Below are 11,321 nucleotides of genomic sequence, written 5' to 3' on the forward strand. Positions count from 1 at the left end.
GGGATCGTCTATCGATCTCGTCCAAAACCTGATTGGACCCTTTGCGGCGAGAGGGGGTAGCCATGGTCCGGAGAGGAGAAAGCCATGGCCCAAGAGGCGACGCGCGAGATCGACGAGATCATCACGGACCCGGCGACTTATGCCGACGAGGACGCCTATCACGATGCGTTCAGCCGGCTGCGCAGGGATGATCCGGTGCACTGGTGCGAGCCGCGCGATTACCGCCCGTTCTGGGCCGTGACCCGCTATGCCGATGTGACCGCGGTAGAGCTGAACGCGGCCAATTTCCTGAATGCCCCGCGCCAGTTCCTCGTCACCCGCACGGACGAGGAACTGCTGAAGCAGCAATCGCCCGACGGCATGTTCGCCCGCAATCTGGTGGCGATGGACAATCCCGATCACAAGGCTTTCCGCGCGCTGACCGCCGACCTGTTCACGCCCAAGGGCGTGCGCGGGCTGGAAGGAAAGATCGCCGATCTGGCGAAGGAGACGGTGGACCGCATGATCGCCCACGGCGGACGCTGCGACTTCGTATCAGACATCGCCGCGTGGTATCCGCTGCGCACGATCATGATCGTGCTGGGCGTTCCGGCAGAGGACGAGCCGCTGATGCTGCGCCTGTCGCAGAAGATCTTCGGCAATACCGATACCGAGGCGGGCGGGGGCGAGGGCATGACCTCGATGCTGGAGGCGTTCGACGACTTCAAGGCGTACTTTGCCGATGTCGTGGCCGATCGGCGCAAGAACCCGCGCGACGATGTGGCGACGATCCTTGCCAATGCCACGATCGAGGGCAAACCCATCGGCGATGCCGAGCGCGACGCCTATTTCCTGATCGTTGCTGCCGCAGGGCACGACACGACCAGTTCCGCCATTTCGGGCGGTTTGCTGGCGCTGATCCGGAACCGGGACCAGATGGCGAAGCTTCGCGCGGACATGTCGCTGATGCCCAGGGCGGTGGACGAGTTCATTCGCTGGACATCGCCGGTAAAACACTTCTTCCGCACCGCCGTCGCGGATTGCGAGGTTGGCGGAAAAGCGGTGAAGGCGGGCGACAGCCTGATGATGTGCTACCCTTCCGCCAATCGCGACGAGGACGTGTTCGAAAACCCCTTTGCGTTTCGTGTAGACCGTTCGCCCAATCGCCACGTCGCCTTCGGCTATGGTCCGCACGTCTGTCTTGGCCAGTTCCTTGCCAAGATGGAGATACGTGCCTTGTTCGAGGAGATGCTGCCGCGCGTGAAGGGCATCGCGCTCGACGGCGAACCGGCGTGGGTGAAGGCGAACTTCGTGTCGGGGCTGAAGCGCCTGCCGATCCGCTTCAGCGTCTGAACGGGGGCGATCATGCATCCCAGCATCCATGCCGCCGCCGATCCGGCAAAACCCGCCATCGTGATGGCATCGACCGGCGATGTTGTTACATATCGCGAGCTCGAAGACCGGTCGAACCGGACGGCGCACCTGCTGCGCGCGCTGGGCCTGCGCAGGGGCGATGTCATCGCGATCCTGATCGACAACCGCGCGGACTTTTTCGACATCATCTGGGGCGCGAACCGGTGCGGGCTATACTACGTCTGCATCTCGACCCAGTTGTTGGCGGCGGAAATCGAATTCATCCTGCAGGATTGCGGCGCGAAAGTCCTGTTTGCCTCGCCCGGCCTCGACACAAGGATCGCCGACGTTGCCAGCGCGAATGGCGTAGAGCTGTTCTCGGTGGGGACCGGCGATGGGGCAGGGCGCGATTTTCTGGCGGAGCGTGCCGCGATGCCCGCCGTGCGCATTGCCGATGAAAGCACAGGCAACGACATGCTCTATTCGTCGGGAACGACGGGGCGCCCGAAAGGGATCCAGCCGCCGCTTCCCGATGGTCCGCTGGACGAACCGAACGGGCTGACCAACCTTGGTTCCACCGCCTATGGCATGGGGCAGGACACCGTCTTCCTCTCGCCCGCGCCGCTGTACCACGCCGCTCCGCTGCGCTGGTGCATGGCCGTGCAGAAGCTGGGCGGAACGGTCATCATCATGGACAAGTTCGATCCGGAAGGAGCGCTGGCCGCGATCGAGCGGTACCACGTGACCCATGCCCAGTGGGTCCCCACCCACTTCGTGCGCATGCTGAAGCTGCCTGAGGACGCGCGCAACCGTTACGACTGTTCGTCGCTGCGCAACGTGTTCCACGCCGCCGCGCCCTGCCCGATCGAGGTGAAGCGCGCGATGATCGACTGGTGGGGGCCGATAGTCCACGAATTCTATGGCGGCACCGAAGCGAACGGGCTGACCAACATCGGGCCGGAGCAGTGGCTGGCCAAGCCCGGATCGGTCGGCCTGCCGATGTGGGGCATTCCGAAAATCTGCGACGAGGCGGGAGAGGAAGTGCCCGTGGGCGAGACGGGGACGATCTATTTCGCCGAAGGACAACCGTTCGAATACCACAACGACCCCGAAAAGACCGCCGCCAGCCGCAACGCGCAAGGCTGGACGACCATCGGCGATGTCGGGCGGCTGGACGAGGACGGCTACCTCTACCTTACCGATCGCAAGAGCTACATGATCATATCGGGCGGCGTGAACATCTACCCGCAGGAGATCGAGAACCAGCTGCTGCTGCACCCCGATGTGGCGGATGCGGCGGTGATCGGCGCGCCCGATCCCGATCTTGGCGAAAGGGTCGTTGCCGTGGTCCAGCCTGTCGATCCGGCAAAGGCAGGGCCGGAACTGGCCAGCGCACTGATCGACTGGCTGAAAGGGCGCGTCGGCCGCCAGAAAGTGCCCCGGCAGGTCGACTTCGATCCTGCCTTGCCGCGCACCCCATCGGGCAAGCTGCTCAAACGGCTCGTGCGCGACCGTTACCGTGCGGACGTGCCGTGACGGGAATCCGTCAGACCCGCGCGGCGCGCAAATTGGATAGTTTCATATCACTTCGCGATCGGGGATTCCCGCCCATGCTCGCGAACCATGCAGATTTCCGATGAATGGATCGCGAACCTCTATTGGACTTGCCGTGACCGATTCCGGAAGTTGAGAGTATCAAATCGTCGAACGAAAATTCGGCAACAAGGGCGTCAAAGCCCGAAATGGTGGAGGGAAGGATGAGAGGCTTCAAGTATTACGGAGTCGGCCTGCTTGCAGGTGTTGCGACAGGGGCAATGCCCGCGGCAGCGCAGGACGCCGCAGATCAGGGCGATCAAACCCAAGTCGGCAACCAGGGCGTTGCCGAGATCGTGGTTACGGCGCAGCGTCGTTCGGAATCGCTGATGAAGGTTCCGGTTGCCGTTTCGGCGCTGACCACCAACGATCTCGAACGGCAGGGCGTGACCTCCACGTTCGGGCTTAGCGGTGCGGTCCCCTCGCTTCAGGTGACGAGCGCTTTCGGCGATGCGCAGCCGAACTTCACGATGCGCGGCATCGGCGTGGGCAACGAATACGGCGCCAACCAGGTTTCGCCTGTCGGCGTCTATACCGACGACAACTACCTCAGCGCGCGCACCATGCACGGCCTGCAGCTTTACGATCTGGAGCGTGTGGAAGCGGTTCGCGGTCCGCAGGGCACGCTTTACGGTCGCAACACCACCGGCGGCGCGATCAACTTCATCTCGGTCAAGCCGAGCCTGAACCCCGGCACCACCGGATATATCGAGGCCGGTTACGGGCGCTTCAGCGAAGTGCGCGGACAGGGCGCGATCGAAGGCACCCTGATCGACGACGTGCTGGGTTTCCGCGCATCGGCCAATTTCGTCGAGGCCGACGGCTGGGTGAAAAATATCTATCCGGGCGAGGACGATGCCAATTCCAAGGATTCGCTTGCCGGTCGCCTGATCATCCGTGCCCGGCCGACCGAGCGGCTGGACATGTATCTGAAGTTCACCGGATCGAAGGGCAAGCCGACGCAGGCCGCGGCCTATCACCTGAACGACAATTCCGGCATCTCGCGTTACTATCGCCGTCCCGAAGATATCGCGCCGGAATTTCAGGGCGACGAGGATCTCGTGGTCGACAACCTGAGCTTCTTCGAAACAGACCAGCCCGACCTTGGCTTCAACGAGGTTCGCAACGCGGGCGCGCAATTCGTGTTGAACTACGAGTTGAGCGATACCCTGTCGGTCCAGACGCTGACGGCCTACGACTGGTCGCGCCAGCGGCTGACGCAGGAAGGTTCGGGCACGCCGGTGATCGGCTTCCTGCAGACCTATTACGGAGACGTGTACAAGCAGTTCAACCAGGAACTGAAGTTCATGTTCAACACCGACCGCACCAACCTGCAGGCCGGTGTCTATTACGGCTGGGACAAGATCGACAACAACGACAAGTACCGGCTTGTCAGCGTTCTCTATTTCTACCAGCACTACAAGCAGGTGCGTAATTCCTACGCCGCCTTCGCGCAGATTGATCAGGACATCACCGACAACCTCGGCTTCACGCTGGGTGTGCGGTATACCAAGGATACGAACCGTCACTACGACGCCTATTCATTCCTGACCTCGTTTGCCGATCCGGCCACTTCGCCGACCTTCACGACTTACGCCTTCGATCCGCAGGATCCGCTGGCTGCGGATGTCACGTTCACCCATGGCAGCATCGAGGATGACGGGACGATCATCACCGACGATCAGGGCAAGAAGAAGAGCAGCCGCCTGACCGGCAAGGTCGGCCTGAACTACACCTTCGACAGCGGTGCCATGGTCTATGGCCACTTCAGCCGCGGTTATCGTGCCGGTTCGTTCTCCAGCCAGTTCTATGCCGGCAATCCGATCGACTTCGTGCCGCCGGAAAAGGTGGACGCCTATGAAATCGGTGCCAAGACCCGGCTGTTCGGCGGGCTTGCCAACCTGACCACGGCGGCATTCCTGACGAAGTACAAGAACCAGCAGCTGAACGAGGTGATCGGGACCACCGGCTTCATCCGTTCCGCGCCGGGTTCGACGATCAAGGGTGTCGAACTGGAACTGACCGCACGGCCCGTCTCCTCGATAGAGGGTACGCTGGGCGTGACCTACCTCAACGCGACATACGACAAGCTGACGCTGTCGGGTGTGAACCTTGACGGGAACACGCTGCCGAACGCGCCGGACTGGACTGTGAACCTCGGCTTTGACTGGACACTGGGGCAGCTGGGTTCGGGCGATTTCGTGTTCTCTCCGAACGCGGTCTACACCTCCAAGCAGTACTTCTCTCCGTTCAACGACAAGGCGGGGAACCAGAACCTCAACATGCCTTCCAACGTCATGCTCGACGCGACGCTGGGATGGGAAGGCGAGAACCTCTCGCTTCGCGTCTGGGGCACGAACCTCACCAACAAGAAGCTGTTCATGTACGGCCTGAACCTGCGCGATGCATTCGGGTACGATTACATGCTGCATGCTCCCCCACGCAGCTATGGCGTAACCGCGCGTTACGAATTCTGACGGCTGCGATCATGAACGGTCGGCCCCTTTTCCACCCGGGGGCCGGCCGGTTTTCTGCAAGGAGCGGATTATGGATGGCGAAACGCGAGTGACCGGCAGTTGCCTGTGCGGCGGCGTGACCTATTCGCTGTCCGCGCCGCCCGTGTTCACGGCGATCTGCCATTGCCGCCATTGCCAGCGCCAGACGGGCAGTGCCTTTTCGCTCGTCACCGGGTTTCCCGTCGCCGCCTACGACCAGTCCGGACCGACGCAGGTGTACCACGACACCAGCGAGACAGGTCGCAAGCTGGAGCGGCATTTTTGCGGCATTTGCGGTTCGGCAGTGCTGTCGCGGATCGAACCCTTGGCCGACCTGGTCCTGATCAAGTCCGGCACACTAGATGCGACCGAAGACCTGCAACCGGTTGTCGAAGTGTTCTGCGCCAGCCGCATGGCGTTCCTTCCCGATTTTGACGGGACGGAGCGGCACGCACGTTCCAACGTATGAAGGGTTTCGGATGATCGACCTTGCGAACAAGATCGCGCTGGTAACGGGCGCGGCATCGGGCATCGGCAAGGAAACGACCACCTTGTTTGCCGCGCTGGGCGCGACGGTCGTCCTTACCGACCGGAACGTCGAAGGGGCAGCCGAAGTCGCCGATGCGATCGGCAACGGCGCCAGCGCGCTGGCGCTCGACGTGATGGACGCGGGTCAGTGGTCAGAGGTTTGCGCCGAGATCGATGCGGCGCACGGGCGGCTGGACGTGCTGGTCAACAACGCCGGCATCATGATCGCCAGGCCCTTTGCCGATGCAGGGGTCGAAATCCTGCGCAAGCAATATGCCATCAATGTGGAGGGCGTGTACCTTGGCATGCATACCGCACTGCCGCTGCTGCGCCGCGCGGCCGCGACGGGGTCCGCGTCCATCGTCAACGTGTCGTCGATCTACGGCAAGGTCGCGGGAAGCGAATATGCCGCCTATAGTGCCAGCAAGGGCGCCGTGCGCGCATTGAGCAAGGCCGTGGCCATCGAACTGGCGAAGGAGCGGGTGCGGGTCAATTGCGTGATGCCCGGCCCGATCGCCACGAACCTTGGCGCAGACTGGGAACCGCCGAAAGACGAGAGTGGGCGGCTGCTCACGCCGGAAGAAATCCTTGCCGCGTGGAGCGCGCTGATCCCCGCGGGGAGGATCGGCATGCCGCAGGACATCGCACCGCTGATCGCGTTTCTTGCAAGCGACGCCGCGGGGTTCGTGACCGGCGCGGAATATATCGCCGATGGCGGATACACCGCAGCCTGAAGCACTTTGAAAGGCACGAGAGGATGGAAACGCGCGCCGCAGTGGCAAGGGGAGCCGGCCAGCCCTTTTCGATCGAGACGCTGCAGGTCGAAGGACCGGGGGGTGGCGAAGTGCTGGTAGAGATCGCGGGCGTGGGACTTTGCCATACCGACCTCGTTTTCCGTGACCAGTTCATCCCTTATCCGGTTCCTGCCGTCCTTGGCCATGAAGGTGCCGGTATCGTTCGCGCCGTGGGCGAGGGGGTGGAGGGGCTGGAAGCAGGCGACACGGTCGTGCTTTCTTTCGGAAGTTGCGGAACCTGTCCGCAGTGCCGGAATGACAAGCCGAGCTATTGCCGCGATTTCGCGCCCCTGAACTATTCCGGCGCGCGGACCGATGGATCTACCGCCTATCGCGACGCTAACGGCCCCGTCGCATCGCATTTCTTCCTGCAATCGTCTTTTGCACAATTCGCCGTCGCCGCCGCGCGAACGGTGGTGAAGGTCGATGCCGCTGACATCGATTTGCGCATTCTCGGCACGCTGGGCTGCGGTTTCCAGACGGGGGCGGGCAGCATCCTGCGTTCCTTCGATTGTCCGCCCGGCAGTTCGCTTGCCATATTCGGGGCAGGGCCGGTGGGTCTGGCCGCGGTGATGGCGGCCAAGGATCGGGGCTGCGATCCGATCGTCGTCGTCGAACCCGATGCCGCCCGCCGGCAAATGGCGTGCGAACTGGGGGCGAGCGAGGTTGTCGATCTGCGCGGTGCCGACACGCCCGCAGCGCTGCGCCAATCGTTGCCCCACGGCTTCGATTACGTGCTGGAAACCAGTGGGCGGGACGAGGCGATGTCTGCCGGGCTGGATGCCCTGGCCAGTCACGGCACGCTGGGCCTTGTCGGCGTGCCGCAGCGGGCGGAAACCGCGCTTCCCGTCAACGTCGCGGCGATGATTACCTATGGCCGGCGGATCGTCGGCATTGTCGAGGGGGACAGCGATCCCGCGACCTTCATCCCCGAACTGATCGCGATGTACCGCGACGGTCGCTTCCCGTTCGACCGGCTGGTCACGACTTATCCGTTCGATGCAATCAACGAAGCTGTTCAGGACCAGGCGGCAGGGCGGTGCATCAAGGCCGTTATGTGCCCGTAGACGGAGTAGCCGGATAACAGGAGGACATCCCGTGGGTATTCCCGCCGAACGCACCTGTTTCGATAGCGATCACGCGATCTTTCGCGACAGTGTCAGGGCGTTCCTGCGCGAACATCTTTTGCCCAATCTCGACCGGTTCGAACGGGAGCGGGAGATCGACCGGTCTTTCTGGCTGGCATGCGGGGAAGCCGGCCTGCTCTGCCCGACGGTGCCAGAGGCGTATGGCGGGCTGGGGCTCGATTTCCGCTACAATGCGATCGTGACGGAGGAACTGGCCTATGCCGGTTGCTTCAGCGGCCCGCCGCTGCAGTCCGACATCATCTGCGAATACATAGTCGAATACGGTTCGGAAGAGCAGAAGCAGCGATACCTGCCCGGCATGATCGCCGGAACGACAGTGGCAGCAATTGCCATGACGGAGCCGGGTGCCGGCAGCGACCTCAAGGCCATTCGCACAATGGCTCGGCGCGACGGAAACGACTGGATCATCGACGGGGTGAAGACTTACATCTCCGCAGGGCAGCAATGCGATATCGTTATCGTCCTTGCCAAAACGGATGTTGCCGCAGGCGCGCGCGGCATCACCCTCTTCATCGTGGAGGCAGGAGCCGAAGGCTTCGCGCGCGGGCGCAAGCTGGACAAGATCGGACAGCATTATGCCGACACATCCGAACTGTTCTTCGATGGCGTTCGCGTGGCGGCATCCGCCATGCTGGGGCAAGAGGGGCAGGGCTTTGCGCAAGTCATGAAGCTGATCCCGCAAGAGCGGCTGAGCATCGCGATCATGGCGCAAGCGGCAGCCCAGCGCGCTTTTGACGAAGCGCGCGAGTTTGCGCTGGACCGGAAGGTATTCGAAGAACGCCTGATCGACCTGCAGAACACGCGCTTCACCCTTGCCCGCCACACTGCTTCGCTGCAGGTCGGCTGGGTCCATCTCGATCGCTGCATCGAAGCGCATTGCCGAAAGGAACTTTCCGGCGTGCAGGCCAGTGCGGCCAAGTTCTGGCACACCGAGATGCAGTGGCAGATCACCGACGATTGCCTGCAGATGCATGGCGGGGCCGGGTACATGACCGAATACGCCATAGCCCGGCTGTGGCGGGATGCGCGGGTGCAGCGGATCTACGGCGGCACTTCCGAAATATTGCTGGAGATCATCGGGCGGGAGATTGCCGGTTGATCCCGGTTCCGTGCGCTTGCCGCCCGTTGCTCGCCGACACTTTCGCGGGACGAATTTGGGATTGACCTGAAACCTATCAGAATATTATCTACTCATGAGTAAAAGAAATTGGATGCCGCATGATTCTCGATGAGACCCAGACCGCGATCCAGGATGCCGTGCGCGGCTTCGCGCAGGATCGTATCCTGCCCGGCTCCGCCAGCTTTGAGGCTGCGGGCGGCTATCCCGACGGTCTGTTCGAGGAACTGGCCGAACTTGGCCTGATGGGCATGACTGCCCCTGCCGAATTCGGCGGGGCGGAGGCGGATTTCGTGTCCTACGCACTGGCGCTGATCGAGATCGCGGCTGCCGACGGTGCGCTTTCGACCATCATCTCGATCCAGAACAGCCTGATCGTGTCCAGCCTGCTGAAGGACGGCACGCCGCAGCAGCAGGCGCGTTTCCTGCCCGACCTGATCGCGGGCCGGATGATCGGCGCCTTCGCGCTGACCGAAACGGATGCCGGTTCCGATGCCGCGGCCATGCGCACGCGCGCCACGAAAGTCGACGGCGGATACCTCTTGAACGGTGCGAAGCAGTTCATCAGTTCGGGCCGTATCGCAGGGGTCGCGATCGTCTATGCCGTTACCGATCCCGATGCGGGCAAGCGCGGGATCACAGGCTTTATCGTGCCCACGGATAGTGAGGGTTATTCGGTCGACAAGGTCGAGCACAAGCTGGGGCAGGGTGCGTCCGATACTTGCGCCATCCGTTTCGAGGACCTGTTCGTGCCCGACGACCTGCGGCTGGGCGCGGAAGGGGCCGGTTACGGACTGGCCCTGTCGAACCTTGAGGTGGGCCGGATCGGCATCGCCGCGCAAAGCATCGGCATGGCACGCGCCGCACTGGAAATCGCCGTCGCCTATGCGAAAGAGCGCAAGAGTTTCGGACAACCGATCATCCAGCACCAGGCGGTGGGCTTCCGGCTGGCCGATCTGGCGGCGCGGCTGGAAGCGGCGACGCAACTGGTGCTGCATGCCGCAACGCTGAAGGACGCAGGGCTGCCGTGCCTGAAGGAAGCGTCAATGGCCAAGCTCGTCGCATCGGAAACGGCCGAAGCGGTCGTGTCCGGCGCGATCCAGACGCTGGGGGGCTATGGCTATCTGGAAGAATTCGGCATCGCCAAAATCTATCGCGATGTGCGGGTGTGCCAGATCTACGAAGGCACATCGGACATCCAGCGGCTGGTAATCGCGCGCGCGCTGTGACGCGCAGCAGCCAAGAGACAAAGGAAAGGATCATCATGAACATCGACGGATTGGCGGCAATCGTGACGGGCGGGGCGTCGGGCCTTGGCGGTGCGACTGCGGCGCGGCTTGCCAAGGCAGGCGCGAAAGTCACGATCTTCGACCTGAACGAGGAACTGGGGCAGAGCCATGCCGCCGCGATCGGCGGTCGTTTTGCCAAGGTGAACGTGACGGACGAGGATCAGGTCCACAACGCGATACTCGAAGCAGAGGCTGTGAACGGCAAGGCCCGTATCCTGGTGAACTGCGCCGGCATCGGCCCGCCGAAGAAGGTGGTCGACCGCGATGGCAATCCCATTCCGCTGGCCGATTTCGCGCTGATCGTGAACATCAACCTGATCGGCACTTTCAACGTGCTGTCGAAATTTGCCGCACGGCTGACCGATGCCGGGCCGTTGGGCGAGGAACGGGGCGTGATCATCAACACGGCCAGCGTCGCGGCATTCGACGGACAGATCGGGCAGGCCGCCTATGCTGCATCCAAGGGCGGCGTGGTCGGCATGACGCTTCCGATCGCACGGGAGTTCGCACGCCACGGCATCCGCGTCATGACCATTGCGCCGGGCCTGTTCCTGACGCCGCTGCTGGCATCGCTGCCGCAGGAGGCGCAGGATTCGCTGGGCCAGCAGGTTCCGTTCCCCAGCCGTCTGGGCAATCCGGACGAATATGCCCTGATGGTGGAACAGATCGTCGCGAACCCGATGCTGAACGGCGAGACGATCCGCCTCGACGGTGCGATCCGCATGGCGCCAAAGTGATGGAAACGCTTGTATCGCGGCGCGCGCTGGATATCGGCGCGAAGGTAGAAGCATTCGTTCGCGAAGTCGTGATCCCTTACGAGAAGGACACGCGCCGCGATCATCACGGCTGTCCGACCGACGAACTGGTCGACGAGATGCGCGCAAAGGCGCGCGCGGCAGGGGTGATGACGCCGCATGTCCTGCCCGACGGTTCACACCTGACGCAGGTGGAGACGGCCTATGTCCTGATCAGGTCCGGTCTGTCACCACTCGGGCCGCTGGCCTGCAACACGGCCGCGCCGGACG

9 protein-coding genes and 1 pseudogene are annotated in these 11,321 nt (G+C 63.0%); all 10 read left to right on the top strand.

Annotated elements, in window-relative coordinates; translation table 11 throughout:
- The first annotated feature begins 84 nt into the window (after nt 1–84).
- Nucleotides 85–1,332 (top strand): cytochrome P450, encoded by a 1,248-nt coding sequence (locus tag A7A77_RS07845; protein WP_066556002.1) that lies wholly within the window; start codon nt 85–87, stop codon nt 1,330–1,332.
- A gap of 12 nt (nt 1,333–1,344) precedes the next feature.
- Complete coding sequence (locus A7A77_RS07850; RefSeq protein WP_066556004.1) at nt 1,345–2,868, top strand: acyl-CoA synthetase; 1,524 nt, start codon at nt 1,345–1,347, stop codon at nt 2,866–2,868.
- A gap of 221 nt (nt 2,869–3,089) precedes the next feature.
- Nucleotides 3,090–5,402, top strand: coding sequence for a TonB-dependent receptor (locus tag A7A77_RS07855; protein WP_066556098.1), 2,313 nt, complete (start codon nt 3,090–3,092; stop codon nt 5,400–5,402).
- Between the two features lie 70 nt (nt 5,403–5,472).
- Nucleotides 5,473–5,889, top strand: a complete 417-nt coding sequence (locus tag A7A77_RS07860) for a GFA family protein (RefSeq protein ID WP_066556005.1) — start codon at nt 5,473–5,475, stop codon at nt 5,887–5,889.
- Nucleotides 5,890–5,899: 10 nt separating this feature from the next.
- Nucleotides 5,900–6,682 (top strand): SDR family NAD(P)-dependent oxidoreductase, encoded by a 783-nt coding sequence (locus A7A77_RS07865; protein WP_082835992.1) that lies wholly within the window; start codon nt 5,900–5,902, stop codon nt 6,680–6,682.
- A gap of 23 nt (nt 6,683–6,705) precedes the next feature.
- On the top strand, nt 6,706–7,809 hold the full coding sequence (locus A7A77_RS07870; RefSeq protein ID WP_066556009.1) for an NAD(P)-dependent alcohol dehydrogenase: 1,104 nt from the start codon (nt 6,706–6,708) through the stop codon (nt 7,807–7,809).
- Between the two features lie 31 nt (nt 7,810–7,840).
- Nucleotides 7,841–8,989 (top strand): acyl-CoA dehydrogenase family protein, encoded by a 1,149-nt coding sequence (locus tag A7A77_RS07875; protein ID WP_066556012.1) that lies wholly within the window; start codon nt 7,841–7,843, stop codon nt 8,987–8,989.
- A gap of 119 nt (nt 8,990–9,108) precedes the next feature.
- On the top strand, nt 9,109–10,236 hold the full coding sequence (locus A7A77_RS07880; RefSeq protein ID WP_066556014.1) for an acyl-CoA dehydrogenase family protein: 1,128 nt from the start codon (nt 9,109–9,111) through the stop codon (nt 10,234–10,236).
- A gap of 35 nt (nt 10,237–10,271) precedes the next feature.
- Complete coding sequence (locus tag A7A77_RS07885; protein WP_066556101.1) at nt 10,272–11,033, top strand: SDR family NAD(P)-dependent oxidoreductase; 762 nt, start codon at nt 10,272–10,274, stop codon at nt 11,031–11,033.
- A pseudogene (locus tag A7A77_RS07890) lies at nt 11,033–11,321 on the top strand (acyl-CoA dehydrogenase family protein); the annotation flags it as partial. The gene A7A77_RS07885 and the pseudogene A7A77_RS07890, both read left to right, overlap by 1 nt.

Source organism: Croceicoccus bisphenolivorans (assembly GCF_001634625.1).
Lineage (GTDB): Bacteria > Pseudomonadota > Alphaproteobacteria > Sphingomonadales > Sphingomonadaceae > Croceicoccus > Croceicoccus bisphenolivorans.